Origin of the sequence: Rhodococcus spongiicola (genome assembly GCF_004011835.1) — a bacterium.
GTDB lineage: Bacteria > Actinomycetota > Actinomycetes > Mycobacteriales > Mycobacteriaceae > Prescottella > Prescottella spongiicola.
Map to the genome: position 1 here is coordinate 107,387 of NZ_RKLN01000007.1, position 20,904 is coordinate 128,290.

General features: G+C 66.7%; 10 protein-coding genes. 9 read left to right on the forward strand and 1 reads right to left on the reverse strand.

The genetic code is table 11. The annotated features are described in order from the left end of the window. The first annotated feature begins 128 nt into the window (after positions 1 to 128). The 8 genes from EF834_RS17210 to EF834_RS17245 all read left to right on the forward strand — a co-directional run bounded on the left by EF834_RS17210 (position 129) and on the right by EF834_RS17245 (position 18,132). The gene (locus EF834_RS17210; protein WP_127948446.1) at positions 129 to 413 is read left to right on the forward strand and encodes a hypothetical protein; all 285 of its coding nucleotides are present in this window, start codon (positions 129 to 131) and stop codon (positions 411 to 413) included. Beyond that, the gene (locus tag EF834_RS17215) at positions 410 to 1,228 is read left to right on the forward strand and encodes a hypothetical protein (protein WP_127948447.1); all 819 of its coding nucleotides are present in this window, start codon (positions 410 to 412) and stop codon (positions 1,226 to 1,228) included. The genes EF834_RS17210 and EF834_RS17215 overlap by 4 nt, the downstream gene beginning before the upstream one ends. A 69-nt stretch (positions 1,229 to 1,297) precedes the next feature. Then, complete coding sequence (locus EF834_RS17220) at positions 1,298 to 3,229, forward strand: fumarate reductase/succinate dehydrogenase flavoprotein subunit (RefSeq protein WP_127948448.1); 1,932 nt, start codon at positions 1,298 to 1,300, stop codon at positions 3,227 to 3,229. A gap of 1 nt (position 3,230) precedes the next feature. Then, the gene (locus EF834_RS17225; protein ID WP_127948449.1) at positions 3,231 to 3,986 is read left to right on the forward strand and encodes a succinate dehydrogenase/fumarate reductase iron-sulfur subunit; all 756 of its coding nucleotides are present in this window, start codon (positions 3,231 to 3,233) and stop codon (positions 3,984 to 3,986) included. 176 nt (positions 3,987 to 4,162) lie between these two features. Further along, positions 4,163 to 4,639 carry an Hsp20/alpha crystallin family protein gene (locus tag EF834_RS17230; RefSeq protein WP_127948450.1) on the forward strand — a complete coding sequence of 159 codons (477 nt, stop codon included), beginning with the start codon at positions 4,163 to 4,165 and terminating at the stop codon, positions 4,637 to 4,639. A gap of 342 nt (positions 4,640 to 4,981) precedes the next feature. Continuing rightward, positions 4,982 to 16,918: an amino acid adenylation domain-containing protein gene (locus tag EF834_RS17235; RefSeq protein WP_127948572.1), complete on the forward strand. Its 11,937-nt coding sequence runs from the start codon at positions 4,982 to 4,984 to the stop codon at positions 16,916 to 16,918. Positions 16,919 to 16,933: 15 nt separating this feature from the next. Continuing rightward, entirely contained in the window at positions 16,934 to 17,302 is a 369-nt protein-coding gene (locus EF834_RS17240; protein WP_127948451.1) for a VOC family protein, read from the forward strand. Between the two features lie 83 nt (positions 17,303 to 17,385). Then, positions 17,386 to 18,132: a Mut7-C RNAse domain-containing protein gene (locus tag EF834_RS17245; RefSeq protein ID WP_127948452.1), complete on the forward strand. Its 747-nt coding sequence runs from the start codon at positions 17,386 to 17,388 to the stop codon at positions 18,130 to 18,132. Between the two features lie 40 nt (positions 18,133 to 18,172). Here EF834_RS17245 and EF834_RS17250 read toward each other — a convergent pair whose 3' ends face one another. Next, on the reverse strand, positions 18,173 to 19,339 hold the full coding sequence (locus tag EF834_RS17250; RefSeq protein ID WP_127948573.1) for a lipase family protein: 1,167 nt from the start codon (positions 19,337 to 19,339) through the stop codon (positions 18,173 to 18,175). Between the two features lie 310 nt (positions 19,340 to 19,649). Between EF834_RS17250 and EF834_RS17255 the strand changes: the two genes are divergently transcribed. Then, positions 19,650 to 20,900, forward strand: a complete 1,251-nt coding sequence (locus EF834_RS17255) for a carboxylate-amine ligase (protein WP_127948453.1) — start codon at positions 19,650 to 19,652, stop codon at positions 20,898 to 20,900. The last annotated feature ends 4 nt before the right edge of the window (positions 20,901 to 20,904 follow it).

A 20,904-nucleotide genomic window follows, 5' to 3' on the forward strand; every position in this document is an offset into this window, starting at 1 on the left:
GCACCGAGGCGGTGCTTCACGTACTGTGAGTGCCATCACATCGTGTAGGCGGAGCGGGTGGCGGACCGACAGTTGAGCCGCCGCGCCGATCCGACTGAGTACTCGACCAGTGCTTTTCGGAGGTACGGATGACCACCACCGAGGTGATGGAGTTGCAGCGCACCATCGGCCATCTCCGCCAGTGCGTGGGGTCGCTGCGAAACATCTACGGCGATGCGACTGTCGTGCGCCGACTCGCCAACGACGTCGACCGTCTCGACATCGACGCCAGCGAACTGGACGAATCGCCGCCGCGCCCGACAGCTGGCGTCACTACCGAGCGTGTGCAGGTGCCCGACACCCCGTACGACCGTTCGCTGTGGCAGGGCGCGGACGACGAGGGTCTCGGCGGCAACCCGCACGAGAACGCGTGAGGGCGCCGCGCGTGGCCGAGATCGGCGTTCCGTCGCCGGCTCGGGCGGCGATTGCTGCGCGCACACTGCGCACCGACCGGTGGTGGCTTGCTCCGCTGCTCACCACTCTCGGGCTGACGGTGTTCGTCGTGTACGCGACGATCCGCGCGTTCGTGCGCACCGCGTACTGGGTGGACGAATATCACTATCTGACGCCGTTCTACTCGCCGTGCGTCAGCGCGTCTTGTGTTCCCGGTGCGAGTCACCTCGGCGTCTGGGTCGGCGAGCTGCCGATGTGGATCCCGCTCGCCTTCCTCTCGCTGCCGTTCCTGCTGGCTTTCCGGCTGACCTGCTACTACTACCGTAGGGCCTACTACCGTTCGATCTGGTTGGCGCCACCCGCGTGTGCCGTCGCCGAACCGCACGCTCGCTACACAGGTGAGACGCGGCTACCGCTGATAATTCAGAACGCGCACCGCTACTTCTTCTACTTCGCGGTCGTCATCTCGCTGATCAACACGTACGACGCTATCCGTGCGTACCAGGGGCCGAACGGTAGTTTCGGTCTCGGTCTCGGCACGCTGATCATCACGGCGAACGTGATCCTGTTGTGGGCGTACACGGTCTCGTGCCACTCGTGTCGCCACGTGACGGGTGGTCGCCTCAAGCACTTTTCTGCACACCCGGTCCGCTACCGGCTATGGACGTGGGTGAGCAGACTCAACACTCGGCACATGCAGTTCGCGTGGATCACGCTGGGGACGCTCATCCTCACCGACTTCTACATCATGCTGGTTGCGAGCGGCACCATCTCGGACCTGCGACTGATCAACTGAGTTCCGACCATTCCGGCGTCACGGAACGATCCGGCGTCACGAAGCGATTCAGCGAGAGGGGCAGTTTGCATGGCCGAGGTCGAACGACACCGCTACGACGTGGTGGTCATCGGCGCCGGTGGCGCGGGTCTGCGAGCGGTCATCGAGGCGCGGGAGCGGGGGCTCTCGGTGGCCGTGGTGTGCAAGTCGCTGTTCGGTAAGGCGCACACCGTCATGGCCGAGGGTGGCTGCGCGGCCGCGATGGGAAACGCGAACGCGAAGGACAACTGGGAGGTCCACTTCCGGGACACGATGCGCGGCGGCAAGTTCCTCAACAACTGGCGGATGGCCGAGTTGCACGCACGCGAGGCACCCGACCGGGTCTGGGAACTCGAGACGTACGGCGCACTGTTCGACCGCACCGAGGACGGCCGCATCAGTCAGCGCAATTTCGGCGGGCACACCTACCCGCGTCTTGCGCATGTCGGCGACCGCACCGGACTCGAGCTGATTCGCACCATGCAGCAGAAGATCGTCGCTCTGCAGCAGGAGGACTTCGCCGCGACCGGTGATTACGAGGCCCGTGTGAAGGTGTTCGCCGAGTGCACGATCACTGAACTACTCAAGGACGGCGACCGAATCGCCGGCGCGTTCGGCTACTGGCGCGAGTCGGGTCGCTTCGTGCTGTTCGAGGCGCCCGCCATCGTCATGGCGACCGGTGGCATCGGCAAGTCGTTCAAGGTGACGTCCAACTCGTGGGAGTACACGGGGGATGGACATGCGCTCGCACTTCGCGCCGGGGCGAGCCTGATCAACATGGAGTTCGTCCAGTTCCATCCGACCGGCATGGTCTGGCCGCCGAGCGTCAAGGGCATCCTCGTCACCGAAGGCGTTCGTGGCGACGGAGGGGTCCTCAAGAACTCCGACGGTGAGCGGTTCATGTTCTCGTACATCCCGACGGTGTTCAAAGGGCAGTACGCGGAGACCGAGGAGGAGGCTGACCGTTGGTACTCCGACCCTGACAACAATCGGCGTACCCCGGACCTACTTCCGCGCGACGAGGTCGCCCGCGCCATCAACTCTGAGGTCAAGGCCGGCCGGTCAACCCCGCACGGCGGCGTCTACCTCGACATCGCGTCCCGAATGCCCACGGACGAGATCGTGCGGAGACTGCCGTCCATGCATCATCAGTTCAAGGAGCTCGCCGACGTCGACATCACCAAGGAGCAGATGGAGGTCGGTCCCACCTGCCACTACGTCATGGGCGGTATCGAAGTCGATCCGGACACGGGATCGTCCACGGTGGCAGGCCTTTTCGCGGCGGGTGAGTGTTCGGGTGGCATGCATGGATCCAACCGGCTCGGGGGGAACTCGCTCTCGGACCTGCTCGTGTTCGGTCGGCGTGCGGGGCTTGGTGCGGCCGATTACGTCCAGTCGCTCGAGGCGCGCCCGGTCGTCGTCGAGGCCGACGTCACAGCTGCCGCCGGTGCGGCGGTCGCACCGTTCGACTCGGCGGACACCGGCGCGGGCGAGAACCCGTACACGCTGCACACCGAACTGCAGCAGACGATGAACGACCTCGTCGGCATCATCCGCAACGAGGAGGAGATCGAGCGAGCCATCGCCAAGCTGGAAGCGATCAAGGCACGTCTTACTGGGGTGAGCGTCGAAGGGCACCGGCAGTTCAATCCGGGCTGGCACCTCGCGCTCGACCTATCGAACATGGTGCTGGTCAGCGAGTGTGTCGCACGCGCGGCACTGATGCGTACGGAGAGCCGCGGAGGCCACACCCGGGACGACTATCCGGACATGGACGCGCAGTGGCGCTCGACGTTGCTGGTGTGCAGCACGGTGTCCGGCGATCGGGAGTGGAGAGAGGCTGCCGTTGTCCCGGATGTGATCGTCACCCGCGAGGAGCAGCCACCCATGCGTTCGGACCTGCTGGGACTGTTCGAAGTCGACGAACTGGAGAAGTACTACACGGATGCCGAGTTGGAGGGGCACCCGGGAAGGGCGACGTGACATGGGTTACGAGGCGAAGTTCCGGGTATGGCGGGGCGATGCTTCCGCCGGTGACCTGCGGGACTACGCGGTGGAGGTCAACGAGGGCGAAGTCGTCCTCGACATCATCCACCGTATCCAGGCCACCCTGGCTGCGGATCTGGCCGTGCGGTGGAACTGCAAGGCCGGCAAATGCGGCTCATGCTCAGCAGAGATCAACGGCCGCCCCCGATTGATGTGTATGACGCGGATGTCGACGTTCGCCGAGGACGAGACGGTCACGGTGACGCCGCTGCGCACCTTTCCGGTCATCCGTGACCTCGTCACCGACGTCTCGTTCAACTACACCAAGGCCCGCGAGATCCCGTCATTCACCCCGCCGCCCGGGCTGGCGCCGGGGGAGTACCGGATGAAGCAGGCCGACGTGGAGCGCTCGCAGGAGTTCCGCAAGTGCATCGAGTGCTTCCTGTGTCAGAACACATGTCATGTGATTCGTGATCACGAGGAGAACGAGGAGGCGTTCGCCGGCCCGCGGTATCTCATGCGGATCGCCGAGCTCGAGATGCATCCGCTCGATACCGCTGATCGCCGCGACGCTGCCCAGGACGAGTTCGGACTCGGCCTGTGCAACATCACCAAGTGCTGCACCGACGTGTGCCCGGAGGATATCCACATAACCGACAACGCCCTGATCCCGATGAAGGAGCGGGTGGTCGGCAAGCGATACGACCCGATCGTATGGCTCGGCAACCGGCTGTTCCGACGAGGCGGCCACTGACCACGTCGACGTTCCGGTGACCTTGTGCGCCAGTCGGATTGGTGCACGCTCATACACAGTGAACCCCAGTCGGATCGGTTGGCACTCGCTCTAGGTGAGTGCTAATTTTGGAATGCACAGTTGATCTGCTGCCCGCCGGGTGGCGGGCACCGTGGATGCTCAGGAGGTGTATTGCTGTGCTGCGCTTCGATCCCTTCACAGACGTCGATGTCCTCACTCGAAGCCTGTTCTCGCACGCCATGGGCACGTCCCGTGTCCCACAGTTCATGCCCATGGATCTCTACCGCGTCGGCGACCACTATGTTCTCCACGCCGACCTGCCGGGCGTCGATCCCGGATCGGTCGATGTCAACGTCGAAAACGGCACCTTGACGCTCACCGCTCACCGCAGTGCGCCGTCCGAAGAACACGTGCAATGGCTCGCGTCCGAGCGATTCAGCGGAACCTATCGTCGGCAGCTGTCCCTCGGTGACGGTGTGGATACCGAGAACATCTCTGCCACTTACGAAAACGGCGTCCTGACCGTGATGATCCCGGTTGCCGATCGTGCGAAGCCGAGGCGGATCGAGGTCACGCGGCTCGCGTCCGAGGCACCCCGCACCATCGAGGCCGGGAAGGGAGAAACAGCCAGCAAGGGAGAAGCATCGGGCTGACGCGGGGCCGACGCAGTTGGCTGGCCGCCCTACCGGGCAGGGGCCTTCCCGCCGGTCGGGGTGTGCACGCGGGCGTGTTCTTTCTCCTCATCGTTGCGTCTCGCAATCGACAACAGTGATCGACACAAAATCGTCACTCGCCGCGCAACAACGATTCGTCGTATTGTTGGTGCAATGACAACTATCGACCCAATTCCCGTGTCGCGGAGCGCTTCGAGCGTTCGCGTACGGAGGATCGGCTAACACAGTCCCCGCTGAGTTGTCGGTATCGGGTGAACGCCCGAAGTGTCCGACCGAGCGGCCGCACATACAGCGATCCCGCTCGTGGAACTGCCATTGCTCATGGAACTGCCATTTCGAGTCGATGCGGCGCCCGGCATAACGGACGCCGGGGACAGTCTGCCCGAACTGAATGATCCGACCGCCGGATACTCCCGGCCGATCCCGCTCACGCCCGCGCAGATGGGACAGTGGTTCGCCCAGCAACTCGACCCAGACGTTCCTATGCTGGTCGCGCAGTACGTGGATATTCGGGAGACGGGGGCGCGACTCGATGTCCGACAACTGTCTCGGGCAACTTCTCAGGCGGCCCGTGAGTTCGGCGCGGGCCTGGTTCGCCTGGTTCTGGTGGATTCCCAGCCCCACCAGATCATCGACCCGAGAATCGTTACCGACACGAGGGTTGTCGATCTGCGTGACGAGCCGGACCCCGAGTCGGCGGCACGGGAGTGGATGCGATGCGATGTGGCGGCCCCGCTCGATCTGGTGCGGGACCGTCTCGGTGTGTCCGTGCTCCTCCGGATCGCGGATGACCGATGCTTCTGGTACTCGCGTGTGCACCACGTCGCGCTCGACGGCGTCGGGGCCGCGTCCATGCTCTACCGGGCCGCAGACCTCTACAACGCCGCCGTCGAGGGACGCGAGCCGGCACCGAACCCCGCATCCGACCTCGACTCGGTATATGCGGCCGAAGCCGCCTACACCGGATCGAAGCGGTGGCACACCGACCGCGACTACTGGCTCGAGCGGATGTCGGGCATGCCCGAACGGTGCAGCCTGGCGGAGCGATCCGCACCGGCTCACGCGCTCGGGCGCGAGGTCGGCGAATATCTCGCGCCGGAGACCGCGGCGGCCCTGGAGGATGCTCAGGAACGGCACGGCGCGAGCGTCGCGGCTCTGGTCGCGTCAGCGATTGCTGCGTATACCGCCCGCCACACCGGTGCCGAGGACATCGTCCTGAGCCTGCCCGTCTCGTCGCGCACCACAGCCGTCCTGCGACGGTCCGGAGGAACGCTCGCGAACGTTGTGCCACTGCGGGTGTCGATCGGCGGCGGCACGACCGTCTCGGAACTGGTCGCGGACGTGATGGGCGCGTTGTCCGGCGCATTGCGACACCAGCGGTATCGACACGAAGAGCTGCGACGGGACCGCGGTGATCGGGGAGCCGGTCGCGGATTCGCGGGCCCGCTGTTGAACCTGATGATGTTTCCGACGGAGTTGCGGCTGGGCAAGACACAGACCTCGCTCGAGGTGGTCTCGTCCGGGCCGATCGAAGACTTGCTCTTCAACGTCTATCGCTACGGCCCTTCGGGTCCGATTCGCCTGGACTTCAAGGCCAACCCGCAGCTCTACGACGATGAGACCCTGCACATGCACTACGAGCGGTTCAGCAGGCTCCTGCACGGTTTGCTGACCGCCGACCCCGACGCCCCGGTCGGGGACCTGCCGATCGTCGACGACGTCGCGCTGGCGGCGCAGTTGGCGGACTGGTACGTGCCTGCCACGCCGGCTTACGAGGCGCAGAGAACACCGGCGCAGAGAACACTGTCGGCCCTCGTCGCCAGGTGGGCGCGGCGCACCCCGGATCGGGTTGCTGTCGTGTCCGATGGGTACAGGCTGACGTACGACGAGTTGACGACACGGGCGAATCGGCTTGCGCGGCATCTCATCACACTGGGAGTCGGTCCGGAGACATCGGTCGGGGTCGTCCTCGACCGATCGGCGGATTTGATCGTGGCGTTGGTGGCGATCGTCACCGCGGGCGGGGGATACGTCCCGGTCGCGACGGCCACGCCGGCGTCGCGCCGTGACTACGTGCTCGCTGATGCGAAGGTGTCTTGTGTTGTGACCGCGGCGAACTCGGCGGTCGAATTGGACGGCTGCGCTTGGCCGTTGGTGGTGCTCGATGATCCCGGGACCGGCAACATGCTGGAGTCGCTGTCCACGACCGCGGTGACCGACGCGGAGAGGGTGCGTCCCCTGGGCGGCGAGCACCTCGCGTACACGATCTATACCTCCGGGTCGACCGGGCGCCCCAAGGGCGTTCAGGTGAACCACCAGTCCGCGACGGCGCTGCTCGAAAGTGCCAAGACGGCGTTCGGAACGGCTGACGGCGCCGTCTGGACGGTGTTCCACTCGTACGCATTCGACTTCTCCGTGTGGGAGATCTGGGGTGCGCTCACCTCCGGTGGGACCCTCGTCGTGGTCGACCAGGACACGGTTCGCACGCCGGACGCGTTCGTCGAGCTGTTGCGGGGCGAACACGTGAACGTACTGGGCCAGACCCCAGCCGCCTTCTTCCAGTTCGCCGACGCCGAGCGTGCCGCCGGCCGACCACTGACCGAGCTGCAGCGGCTGCTCGTCGGCGGGGACGACTACGACCAGCACCGGATGGTGCCATGGCTCGAGAGGCATGAGGGCGATGGTTCGGCTCTCGTCAGCGTCTACGGCATCACCGAGACCACCGTCTTCCTCACGGGAATCCCGATCGATGTGGAGCGCGCAGCGACTCCGGGCAACCTGGTCGGCCGCGGCCTCCCGGGAGTCCGGCTGTATCTCTTGGATCGCCGGCTCCGGCCGGTCCCGGTAGGGGTGGTCGGGGAGATTTACGCGGGTGGTCCGCAGGTGGCTCGCGGCTACGGCGGGCGGTCCGGGCTGACGGCCGAACGGTTCATCGCGGATCCCTTCGCCGCCGACGGTACCCGAATGTATCGTTCGGGAGATCTCGCTCGATGGGACACTGACGGTCGACTCGCGTTCCTCGGCCGCAGTGACTTTCAGGTCCAGGTGCGCGGATTCCGAGTGGAGCCCGGCGAGATCGAATCGGCGCTCGTCGCATGCGACGGCGTCGCGCAGGCCGTGGTGGTGGCGCGGCGGGCGGAAGGTGAGCCCGCGAGGCTGGTCGCGTACGTGGTGCCGGAGACGGGTGTGATCCTCGACCCTCGTGCGGTGCGAACGGAAGTCGGGGGGATCCTGGCGCCATACATGGTTCCGGCGGCCGTCATGGTACTCGAACGCCTTCCGCTCACCGCGAACGGCAAGGTGGACCGCAAAGCGTTGCCGGAACCGGACTTCGGCACGTCGGCCGGGTCGGGCCGCGCGCCGGCCGGACCGGTCGAGGAGACCATCGCCGGCCTGTTCGCGCAGGTTCTCTGCACTGCCTCGGTCTCCGCGGAGGATTCGTTCTTCACGCTGGGCGGCGACTCGATCATGGCGATCCAGTTGGTGTCGCGGGCCAGGGAGGCCGGTCTGTCGTTCACACCTCACGACGTGTTCGAACGACTCTCGGTGGCGGGCTTGGCGGCCGTGGCTACCCCGGCCGAAGAATCCGCCGCGACCATCGAGGAACTGCCCGGTGGTGGTATAGGCAGGGTGACTGCTTCGCCGATCGTGCGGTGGCTCCTCGGCCGCAGTGGTCCGTGGTCGAGACTGTCGCAATCCGTCTGCGTGACGGCGCCGGCCGGGCTCACCCGGGCCGACCTGGACAGTGCGCTCCAAGCGGTACTCGACCACCACGACATGCTCCGGGCCCGATTCGATTCGGAAACAGCCGAATTCGATGTTCCGCCACCGGGGTCGACCGTGGCGGCCGATCTGGTCCGAAGAATCGCTGTGACGGGGCAGACCGATCTCGCCGCGGTCCTCACTGCGGCACGAGACGAGGCCGCCGATCGTCTCGACCCCGAGTCCGGAGGCATGGTGCAGGCCGTGTGGTGCGATGGCGGCACCGACCGGCCCGGTCGTCTCCTGCTGGTGATCCACCACCTCGTTGTCGACGGGGTGTCCTGGCGGATTCTGCTACCGGATCTGGCATCCGCGTGGCAGCAGGTGCGCGCAGGTGACGCGCCGTACCTGCCGGCGGTCGGCACGTCGATGCGGACATGGGCGGACGCACTCACCGAATGGGCTCGGGCGGATAGCCCTGAGCACACTGCCGAGATCCGATACTGGCGAGAGGTGCTCGAGCAACCGGATCCGCCGCTCGGCCCCCGTGCTCTCGATCCGGGACGTGACCTCGCCTGCACCGTCTTGTCGCTGTCGGTGGACCTTCCCCCGAGCGCCACGGTGGCGATGTCGACCACAGTGCCCGAATCCGTTCACGGCAGCATCGACGACGCGATCCTCACCGGGCTGGCGATGAGCCTGGCGCAGTGGCGTCGTCGCCGCGGAACCCCCGCGACAAGCTTCCCGGTGATGCTCGAGGGGCACGGTCGTGAGGAGCAGGTGGTGCCCGGTGCCGACCTGTCCCACACCGTCGGCTGGTTCACCGCCACCCATCCGGTCCGGCTCGACCTGTCGGGTGTCGACGTCGACGCCGCGTTCGATGGCCGGCCTGCGGCGGTGGAGACGCTCAAGATCGTCAAGGAGCAACTGCGGGAGGTGTCCGACCACGGGATCGGTTACGGCGCACTGCGGTACCTGCGCGATGCCTCCGGCAGTCCCCTCGACGACCTGCCCCAGCCGCAGGTCAGCATCAACTACCTGGGCCGGACGGCCGTGGCGCAGGGTCAGGACGGCGATTGGCTTCCGGTCGACGAACTCGGCGACCTCGGCTCGTCGGTCGACCCCGAGATGCCCGTGGAGGCGGTGCTCGACATCAACCTCATCACAGTCGATACCCCGTCGGGCCCGATGGTGCGTGCGAACTTCGCGTACCCCAGCGGAATCCTCGACGCCACAGACGTCCGCGATCTCACGGATCTGTGGCAATCGGCGTGTCACGCGCTTGCAACCGCGGCCGGGAAGCCAGGTGCGGGCGGACTGACGCCGTCGGACATCCCGCTGGTCCGACTCGACCAGGAGGCCATCGAACGTCTCGAGGAGACGTGCCCGGGGATCGTCGAGGTGTGGCCTCTGTCGCCGCTGCAAGCTGGACTGCTGTTCCAGAACGAGATGTCGGGCGAGGGTGCCGACCCGTACGTGGTCCAGTTGGCGATGGACCTGCGCGGGCACGTCGACGCCGACCGGATGCGGCGGACGCTTCAGGAACTGTTGGATCGCCACGAGATTCTGCGGGTCGCGTTCACCACCGGGCCGGGCGGTGATCCGCTGCAGCTGGTTCTGCGGCATGCCGAACTGCCCTGGGTGGTCGCGGATCTTCGTGATGAGGCCGAGGCCGACAGGGTGCTGGCGGAGGACCGAGCACGCCGTTTCGACATGGGAACGGCTCCGCTGTTCCGGGCGCTGTTGATGCGCATGGGGGACGACGGGTACCGACTCGTGCTCACCTACCATCACATCCTGCTCGACGGATGGTCGATGCCGCTGCTGGTGCGTGAGCTGTTGGAGCTCTACGCAGCGGAGGATTTCCGGACTGTTCCGGTCTCGGCGTCGTTCGCGAACTATCTGGCCTGGCTGGGAACGATCGACCTCGAGACGTCGACCAAGCGCTGGGTGGACGCCTTGGCCGACATCGACGAGCCGACCCTGCTCGCACCGTCCGGACGCGGCCGACTGTTGCCCACCGTGCCGCGGGCCGATCGACTGCACTTCACCGAGACGGAGACGGCCCGACTCGACACCGTCGCCCGCGAGCGCGGCGTCACGCTCAGCACGATCGTGCGGGCCGCATGGGCAATCGTGTTGGGGGCATGGACGAGACGGGACGACGTCGTCTTCGGCGCGATCGTCTCGGGTCGGCCTCCCCAGATCAATGGCATCGAGGACATGGTCGGGTTGTTCATCAACACGATCCCGATCCGGGTGACCCTCCGCCCGGCCGACACATTGGGGGAGTTGCTCGATCGCGTACACGCTGACCAGGCAGCGCTGCTCGATCACGAACACCTAGGTCTCGCCGACATCGAGAGCGCGATCGGGTCTTCGGGACTGTTCGACACCATCACAGTATTCGAGTCGTACCCGATCGACCGCGGCGGCCTGACCCCCGACACCGACATTGCCGGCCTACGGGTTTCGGACATCGCGGTCAATGACGCCACGCATTACCCGTTCGCGCTCGCCGCGATGGTCGACGGCGGGTTGCAGATCCGCATCGACTACGCGCCCGCACTCTTCGATGCGCAAGAGGTCGACGCCGTCGCAACCCGTCTCGAGCGCGTGCTGCACGCGATCGCTGCCGATACGGATCAGACGTTGGCGGAACTGGTGCTGTTGCCGGATGCGGACTACCGTCGCCTGGCCCCGGTCCGCGGCCGGCCTGGACGACGGCACCGGACGCTGCCCGGGATCCTGGAGGACGCGGCTCGGATCGATCCGGATGCGGTGGCGCTGTCGTGCCAGTCAGGTTCGATCCGAACGCTCACGTACCGCGAACTCGACGAGCGTTCCACAAGGATGGCGCGACAACTGATCGAGGAGGGCGTCGGTCCCGAAGATGTCGTGGCTCTGGGCCTGACTCGCTCGATCGAGTTCGTCGAGGCGGTCTGGGCGGTCGCGAAGACGGGGGCCGCGTTCGTGCCGGTGGACCCGACGTACCCGCTCGAGCGAATCGATCACATGCTGGGGGATTCCGAAGCACGAGTGGGCCTGACCGTCGAGCGGTGGCGAGAACAACTGTCCGGCAGTGCCGCCGGAGTGTCCTGGCGCGCTCTCGACTCCGACACCTATCGGACCGAGTGTTCGAGGTACCCGGCGCGGCCGATCACCGACGCGGATCGTCGCGCGCCCCTGCGGATCGACAACCCTGCCTACCTGATCTACACCTCGGGTTCGACGGGCATTCCCAAGGGCGTCGTCGTCACACATCGGGGGCTTGGGAATCTTGTCGCGTCGGAACGTGAACTTCTCGCCGTGACCTCGGATGCCGTCGTCTCGCAGTTCGCCTCACCGAGCTTCGACGCCTCAATGTTCGAGATGGTCATGGCATTCGGATCGGGTGCACGTCTGGTGATCGCGCCCCCGGACGTCTACGGAGGCGAGGATCTGGCGCGTGGGCTCGCCGACCAAGGGATAACCCACGCGTTCTTCACCCCCAGCCTCCTCGGGTCCCTGCGCCCCGAGGGCCTGGACGGATTGCGGTCGGTCGTGGTCGCGGGTGAGGCTTGTCCTCCGGAACTGGTGGGACGATGGGCCCGTGGGCGCAGACTGGTCAACGGGTACGGGCCCACCGAGAGCACGGTGATGTCCAGCATCAGCCCCCCTCTCGCGCCCGACGACCCCGTCACGATCGGCGGGCCGGCGCCCGGATTCGTCCAAGTGGTGCTCGATGCCCGCCTGCAGCCCGTGCCGATCGGGATGCCGGGGGAGTTGTACCTCGGCGGACCGGCTCTCGCCCGCAGCTACCGCCGGCGCCCCGGGCTCACCGCCGCACGCTTCGTCGCGAACCCGTTCGTCGCCGCGACCGAGCACCCGACCGAAGCAGATGAGGGAACGATTCCCGGCGACCGGCTGTACCGAACCGGTGACATCGTCCGGTGGCGCGACGACCTGACGATCGAATACATGGGTCGTAACGACTTCCAGGTCAAGGTGCGCGGCTTCCGGATCGAATTGGGCGAGATAGATGCGGCCCTGATGGACCACCCGAGTGTCGAGTTCGCCGCCACCCTCGGCCGAACGGCGCCGTCGGGAGAGACCGTGCTCGTCTCCTACGTTCGCGGTGACGATCCGGCAATCGATCCTGGCGAATTGATCCGTCATCTCACGGATCGGCTGCCCTCGCACATGGTCCCGGCATTGATCGTGCCGATCCGTGAGGTGCCGATGATGCCATCGGGCAAGCTCGACCGGAAGGCTCTGCCGGCACCCGATTTTCCGAGCCTCGTCGACGTCAACGGCGTTGCGGTGCTCACGCCGGTCGAGGAGATCGTTGCAGAACATCTGCGCGCCGTACTCGGTATCGATCGGATCGGACCGGACGACAGCTTCTTCGATCTGGGCGGGAACTCGCTCATGGCCACCCGGGTCACACGACGACTCGACGCGGCGCTCGATGCCGACCTGGACGTCCGTGCGATCTTCGAAGCGCCCACCGTCCGAACCCTCGCCGCGCGGATACGTCTCGGTAGCGGGGACGTGCACCGTCCGGTGCTGCGGCCCTACGACTGGCCCGAGGTGCTGCCGGTGTCGTCGGCGCAGCTGCGGATGTGGTCGATCAACCAGCTCGACACCGCGTCGCCGGCCTACAACATCGTCATGGCCGTGCGGCTGCGCGGCGATCTCGACGAGCAGGCACTGATCGCCTCGGTCGGCGACGTCGTTGTCCGCCATTCGACCCTGCGCACGATGTACCCGGTGGTCGACGGCAGCCCCACCCAGCTGATAGTCGACCCCGAAGACATCCCACGGACCGAGCTGGTGACGGTGCCCGGCGCCGACGTTCCCGGGCATCTCGAGCAGTTCGCGTCGACGGGATTCGACGTGAGCCGAGAGGTTCCGCTGCGGGCACAACTGCTGCGGGTCTCCGGAACGGACCACGTCCTGGTGGTCGTCGCTCACCACATCACCGCCGACGGATTCTCGATGGCGACGCTCGCTCGGGATGTGGTGCGCGCCTACGAAAGCCGTCGACAGGGGCGGGCACCACAGTGGGCGCCACCGGCGGTCCAGTACGTCGACTTCACTCTTTGGCAGCACGACCTTCTCGGCGACCCCGACGATCCCGACTCGATGTACCGCCAACAGCTCGAGTTCTGGCGTGCGAACCTCGCCGGCATACCCGAGATCGTCCCGCTGCCCACCGACCGTCCGCGTCCGGCCCGGCAGTCCTTTCAGGGGGGCATCGTCGGGTTCGACGTCGATGCCCGTACCCACACACAACTGGCAGAGCTTGCCCGGCACGCAAACGCAACCATGTTCATGATTGCGCACACGGCGCTGGCGGTACTCGTCGCGCGGTTGTCGAGCAGCGACGACATCGTGATCGGGACTCCGGTGTCGGGGCGTGGCGAGGCCGGTCTCGACGACGTGGTCGGCATGTTCGTCGGTACCCTCGTGCTCCGGACGCCGATCGACCCCGGCTCGGGATTCGAAGCCCTGCTCAGCACCGTCCGCGAGGTCGACCTGGCGGCGTTCTCCCGCACGGATATCCCCTTCGAGCGCCTGGTCGACGAACTGGCACCAGCCCGCTCGACGTCGCACGCCCCGCTGTTCCAGGTGCTCGTCGAGTACCGCACCGACATGTCCGGCTACCTGCGTCTTCCCGGGTTGGAGGTCGAAACGATCGACCACGACATCGGCGTCTCCAAGTTCGATCTGCAGCTGAGCGTGTCGGAGTCCTTCACACCGGACGGTGGACCCGCTGGGATGCGCCTCGAACTCACATATGCGACCGATCTGTGGGACCGGGCGACAGTCGAAGGATTCGCCGACCGGCTACGCCGGATCCTCGACGCAGGCGCAAACGACCCACGAGGTCCGGTCGGGGACATCGGGCTGCTCACCGCCGCCGAACTGGCAGCGATCACCGAGAGTGCGGTCGGAGAGGACGCATCGGGCGCGACTCTCGCGACCATGTTCCGCCGCGCCGTCGCCGAGTGCCCGGATTCGGTGGCAGTGGTGGACGGGCAGACCCGGGTGACGTACGCACAGCTCGACAGCGATGCCAGACGGCTCGCGTCGCTGTTGGCCGCCCGGGGCGTTGCCGCCGAATCCATTGTGGCGCTGGCCTTACCGCGATCCGTCGACATGATAGTTGCGATAGTCGCAACCACCCTCGCCGGCGCGGCCTATCTGCCGATCGATCTCGGCTCGCCACCTGAGCGCATCGCGTTCGTGCTCGACGAGGCCGCACCCGCCTGTGTACTGACGACCACCGCCACGCGGGGGTTGTTCCGCACGATCGAGTCGCCGATCCTCGCGCTCGACGACCCGGGGTTCCGTGTCGAACTCGCCATGCAGTCGGAGGCGTCGACATCGGCCGACTTCCTCGTGGCGCCGCGGCCGGACAGCGCCGCATACGTCATCTACACGTCCGGCTCCACCGGCAGGCCCAAGGGGGTCCTGGTGTCGCACCGCAGCGCCGTGGCGCTGCTCGCGAACGCGCACGCCGAGTTCGATCTCCGGCCCTCCGACACCTGGACACTCTTCCACTCGTTCGCGTTCGACGTGTCGGTGTGGGAGGTGTGGGGTCCGTTGTCCACCGGTGCGTCCACGGTGATCGTGGATCCGATGGTCGCCCGGTCGCCCGACCATTTCGTCGACCTGCTGCGCCGCGAGTCGGTCACCGTGCTCAACCAGACGCCCGCGTCGTTCTACCAGTTGGTCGACCACGCGACCAGCGAGGACCTTCCACTGAGGTACGTCTTCGTCGGCGGCGAGGAACTCGCGCTCGAACGAGTCCAGGACTGGTACTCACGCAGACCACCGGACGCCGACCAGGTGGTCGAGATGTACGGGGTCACCGAGGCCACCGTGATCGACACCGACTTCGTCCTCGAACGAGCGACGCTCTCGCGGACGTCGGCGTCGGTGATCGGCGCACCGCTCCCCGGGGTCCGGGTCGACGTCCTGGATCCGCGCCTGCACCCCGTGCCCGCCGGGGTGGTCGGCGAGATCTACGTGTCCGGTGACGAGGTCGCGCGTGGGTACGTCGGCCGTCCGGGTCTGACGGCGTCGCGTTTCGTCGCGGCACCCGGAGGTGACGGGCGACGCATGTACCGCACCGGCGACCTCGGACGTCACGCGACCGACGGTCGACTCGAGTTCCTGGGACGCAGCGATTTCCAGGTTCAGGTGCATGGCTTCCGCATCGAGCTCGGGGAGATCGAATCCGCTCTCATGCGGTGCGATGGGGTTGCGCGGGCGGTGGTCACGTCGCGCCGCTACGATCCCAGCGCCGACGACCGATTGATCGGGTACGTCGTTCCGGAAGCCGGATGCGCACTCGACCCCCTCCGGACCCGTGACGAGGTCGACCTGTTGCTGCCGTCGTACATGGTGCCCGCGGCCGTCGTGGTGCTCGACCAACTGCCGGTCACCTCGAACGGCAAGATCGATCGAAAGGCGCTTCCCGAGCCCGACTTCGCGGCGTTCGCGGGACGGGGGCGGAGCCTATCCGGACCACTCGAGGAGCATCTCGCCGAGTTGTTCGCCGCAGTCCTCGACGTGCCGGCGGTCGCGGCCGACGATTCGTTCTTCACTCTGGGCGGAGACTCGATCACCGTCATTCAGTTCGTCTCCCGCGCCCGCGAGGCCGGAATCGCGCTCGACCCGCAGGACGTCTTCGACCATCCGACTGTCGAGCGACTCGCCATGGTCGCGCTTCCCGGTGGCGGAGCCGGGCAGCCGGACAGCGAGTTGGTGTGCATGCGTTCCGGAAACAGCGTGCCGCCCCTGATCTGCGTGCACCCGGCGATCGGACTGACCGGATGCTACGCGGGGCTGATCCCGTACGTTTCCGACGGCAGAGCGGTGTACGGGATCCAGTCGCCGGGCATGACCGATGGAGCCGATACTGCCCCCACGCTGACTGACCTGGCTCAGCGGTATGTCGACCTGATCAGACGGGTACAGCCCCACGGGCCGTACCACCTGCTCGGGTATTCGGTCGGCGGAGCGATCGCCCATGCGATGGCCGTGCGTCTGCGAAACCTCGGTGAGGAGGTCGGTGCACTGATAATGCTCGACACCCAGACGGCCGAGTCCACTCCGAATGCGGGCGCCCCCTTCACGCCGAGCCTCGGGATGCTCTTCGCCGAGTTCGCCGGCGTCGACCAATTCGAGGGCGGTGGTGACCTGACCCCGGAGCGTGCGGCGCAGTTGCTGCACGACGATGGTGGCCCCTATGCAACTCTGACGGCCGCCGAAGTGCGGCGCCTGTACGACGACTACGTGCACACGGTCCACCTCAGCCAGGAGTATCGGCCGGAGGCGTTCGACGGCGACCTCGTGTACTTCGCGGCCGTGGACGAGACGGGGGCGCCGAAGACAGGGGCGCCGAACATGGGGGCGGGGAACCGAACACCTTGGGAACCATACGTTTCCGGAGCGGTCCGGGTCCATCCGGTGAACAAGACACACAACCGGCTGACGACGCCGGACGCGCTCGAGGTGATCGGCCCGATCGTCGGCCGATACCTGAATGGCCGTGTCCGATGAGCCGAAGGGGAATCCATGTCCATTTCGTTGAACCACACCATCGTGCTCGCGCGGGACAAACAGGTGTCCGCGTCTTTCCTCACGACACTGTTCGGCCTGCCCGACGCCGTTCCCGTCGGTCCGTTCTTGGCCGTCCACCTCGACAACGACGTGACGCTGGACTTCGCCGATCCGCCGGTCGAGGTGCTGCCGCAGCACTACGCCTTCCAGGTGACCGAGGAGGATTTCGACGTCATCTACGGGCGCATACTCGAGCGAGGGTTGGAGCACTGGGCGGATCCCCACAACACCCAACCGGGCGAGATCAACAGGAATAACGGCGGTCGCGGTGTCTATTTTCGTGATCCGGCCGGTCACAACCTCGAGATCCTCACCCGCCCCTAGGAGTTCGGGGCTTCGCGGAGTGGATGTGGCGCAGGTATGTACGCATCCGGCTTCTTCGCTTCACGGCAAGTGGTGACCGGAGCATGGATCGTCACCGATGCGAGTTCCGGATCTACGGGGAGCTGAACGACTTCCTGCAGCCCCGGCTGAGGCGACGGAGTATCCCGCACGAGTTCGACGGTTCACCGTCGGTCAAGGATCGGATCGAATCGCTCGGTGTTCCCCACACCGAGGTCGACCTGATCATCGTCGACGGTGAACCCGTCGGGTTCGACCGCCGACTCTCCGGTGGTGAACGAGTTGCCGTCTACCCCACCTTCCGGTCCCTGGGGCTGGGCGACATCGCCCCGCTGCGTCCACCTTTGCCGGAACCACGGTTCGTGCTCGACGTTCATCTCGGCCGGCTCGCTCGCTACCTGCGGCTACTGGGTTTCGATACCGCCTATACGAACGACCGTTCCGACGACGAGCTTCTCGCGTTGTCGCGGGACGAGAGCCGAACCCTTCTCACGCGCGACGTCGGCTTGCTCGAACGCGCTGCCCTCGTTCACGGCGCCTTCCTGCACGAGACCGACCCCAGACTCCAACTGCGCGAGGTGATCGACCGGTTCCAGCTGCTCGAGCGCATCGCCCCGCTCACCCGATGTGCACGCTGCAACGGGCTGATTGGTCCCGCGGCGCCCGCGATGGCCCGGGCCCGCGTACCCGTCGGCGTGCTACGCGAGCACAGACTGTTCAGCCGTTGCTACGACTGCGGGCAGGTGTACTGGCCGGGTGGACATCTGAAGCGTCTGCGGACGCGACTGGCCGAGATCGGCATCTGGTTCTGACCTCGCCCGTTCGTCACTCGGCCGCCAGGTGGCTGACTGTTCAGCCGCTGCTGCCACTGAGCGAGGACTGAGCGCAGTTGTATTCGCCGGGTGGACACTCGAAAAGGTCACCCACGAAGGCGGTGGCGTCCGGTAGCGCGTCGAGCTGCGTCTCGAGATGGCCGCCCGGATACCTCCGGAACGTGACCGGTTGCCGGTTGATTGCCAGGTCGGCGGCCAGCTTCAGGGCCAGTGGTGCCGGCACCATCAAGTCCGTCATGCCGTGGCCGAGGAACACGGGGCGGTCGTACCCGCTCACGGGTACCGCGAGCATGTCGTCGAGCGCCGCCAGCATGGCCGGATCGTCGACGTCGCGGACCACGAGGTCACCGATGGAGACGTCCTCTAGCACGGGGGCCATGTCGGCGTAGCACTCGGACTCGGCGGCGTCGACTGCGGCGCGGCCGACGTCGGACAGGTAGCCGTTGACATCGAGATCAGGGCGTGCCGCTCGTAGTCCGGCGAGGATGAAGGAAACGAAGACCGTGGTGCCGGTGAACGGGAGCTGCGGGAAGTCCGGTCCCACCAACGGGGCGAGGGTCTCGAGGTTCGCCGGAGTGCCGGTGGCGACGGCGCCCAGGAAGTCCAGTTCCGGCGCGTATGTCGTCGCGCGAGCCGCCGTCACCATCGCGGCATGTCCGCCCTGTGACTGGCCGAGCGCCACCCAGCGTGGCGACAGGCTCGGCTCGACTGCGCGACCCGCGCGCACCATGTCCGTCACGCTGTGCGCGGCAGACTTGCCGTCGAGATAGGGATGCACACCCGGGGTTCCCAGCCCGAGGTAGTCGGTCGCGACGATCGCGTATCCCTCCGACAACCAATGAGCGAGATAGGAGCGGCCGTACGTTCCGGCGATGGAGGGCGCGCAGCGGTCGGCGATCCCCACCGTGCCGTGGGCCCATGAGATCACCGGCCAACCATCGGGTGGGGGCGTACCGGAAGGCATGAACACCGCGCCGCTGCTCAGGGCCGGCTGGTCGAGTGGGCCGGTGGTCCAGTAGGTCACCTTGGTGGCGCGGGCGGTGCCGGGTATCCACATCGCGCTGTCCAGTTCGACCGCTTCGACCACGGTGCCGGGTGCCGAACTGGTGGGCGCCGCTGCCGCGGGCACCGCGCCCAGGGCCAACCCGATTGCAAGAACTGACGCGCCGACGAGCCGTCCGATCATCGTGCCACCCCCGTTGCCCTGAAGCCCGGTGTCTGTGTTGTTCATTGTGCGTGCAGGTGACCGCGCTCACGCGCATTTGACCGTGAGGCGTGGCGGCGCCACGGATCGAGACGCCGGAAGGCTGGTCCGCTCCGCGGCGCGCTGTCCCCGCAGATCGGCTGTGGCTGCATCTGCGGACGAGGCCAAGTGCGTTGTGGTGGAGTCGAATCAACGATCATGGTGGAGAAGGTGTCGCTCGCGGAGAGGGTGGCCCGTCATTTCGTGGGGGTACTGTGGATGGCCCGCCCGATAATGCCGACGGAGGCCCACTGTGTCGGAACGCGCGAATTCCCCGACGATCGGTGTAGAGGAAGAGTTCCTCCTTGTCGACCCCGTGACCGGGCGACTCCGAATGGAGAACGAAGCCGTCGGCGCCGAGGCGAAACGGATCGGGATTGATCTCCAGCCCGAGTTGGGCGCGTGTCAGGTCGAGACCGCGACCGGGGTATGTCGAGGAGTGGACGACCTGCGCCGTGAGCTGATCGCATTGCGCTCTGGTCTGGCGGAAGCTGCCAGGCAGCGAGAGTGTCGGCCGGTGGCGGTCGGTGTACCGGTAACGGGTCCGCCGGAACAGGAGGTCAGCGACGTTCCCCGATACCGGGCCATGGAGCGCCAGTTCGGGATACTGGCTCGCCAACACGGCATCTGTGGCTGCCACGTCCATGTCGCGGTGCCCGACCGTGACGCCGCGATACAGGTCGGCAACCGGTTGCGGCCGTGGCTGCCGTCGCTGCTGGCGCTCACCGCGAACTCGCCGATTCACTATGGGGCGGACACCGGGTGCGCCAGTTGGAGATCGATCTTGTGGAGGCGGTGGCCGGCCACGGGGCCGCCACCAGTGTTCGCCGACGCGCAGGAGTACGACCGCGTGGTGATGTCGATGATCGACTGCGGTGCGATTCTCGACGAGCGAATGGTCTATTGGGACGTCCGCCCGTCCGGCCGCTATCCGACCGTCGAGATCCGGGTGAGCGATGTGCCGGCGACTGCCGACGAGACGGTGCTGCTGGCGCTACTGGTGCAGGGACTCGTGGTCGCGGCACTTCGTGACGCCGCCGAGGGGCTCCCCGTGACGAGAGTGCCGGAACAGCAGTTGGAGGCCGCCTACTGGCGGGCTGCCCGTGACGGGCTCGAAGGCTTGGGTGTCGATCCGTTCTCGGCCCGGTGTGTTCCCGCCCGCGTCCTGGTCGAGAAGATGGTCGAGAGTATCCAGGACGCACTCGAGGAGAACGGCACTCGCACCGCTGTCGTGGCGGGCCTGAGGAAGCGGATCGTGGAGGGATCCGGGGCCCGGCGTCAGCGCAGGGCGCTACGGCGGGCCCGCGCAATCGCCGATGTCGTCGCAGATGCCGCCGACCGGACGATGCAGGGGTGCACCGTCGCTCCTACAGTCAGAGAGCCCACTCCTGCAGTCGGGGAGTCTGCTCTTGCCGTCGGGGAGTCTGCGCTTGCAGTCGGGGAGTCGGGGGGCGGACCCGTGGGATCGATCGAGGTCCCTGCCTCCGCGCCCCCTACGGGCTGATCGA

What these genes read in the sequence shown, in the direction of transcription:
- EF834_RS17210 (WP_127948446.1), top strand. Translation starts at nt 129, where the DNA reads ATGACCACCACCGAGGTGATGGAGTTGCAGCGCACCATCGGCCATCTC.
- EF834_RS17220 (WP_127948448.1), top strand. Translation starts at nt 1,298, where the DNA reads ATGGCCGAGGTCGAACGACACCGCTACGACGTGGTGGTCATCGGCGCC.
- EF834_RS17225 (WP_127948449.1), top strand. Translation starts at nt 3,231, where the DNA reads ATGGGTTACGAGGCGAAGTTCCGGGTATGGCGGGGCGATGCTTCCGCC.
- EF834_RS17235 (WP_127948572.1), top strand. Translation starts at nt 4,982, where the DNA reads ATGGAACTGCCATTTCGAGTCGATGCGGCGCCCGGCATAACGGACGCC.
- EF834_RS17240 (WP_127948451.1), top strand. Translation starts at nt 16,934, where the DNA reads ATGTCCATTTCGTTGAACCACACCATCGTGCTCGCGCGGGACAAACAG.
- EF834_RS17245 (WP_127948452.1), top strand. Translation starts at nt 17,386, where the DNA reads ATGGATCGTCACCGATGCGAGTTCCGGATCTACGGGGAGCTGAACGAC.
- EF834_RS17250 (WP_127948573.1), bottom strand. Translation starts at nt 19,339, where the DNA reads ATGATCGGACGGCTCGTCGGCGCGTCAGTTCTTGCAATCGGGTTGGCC.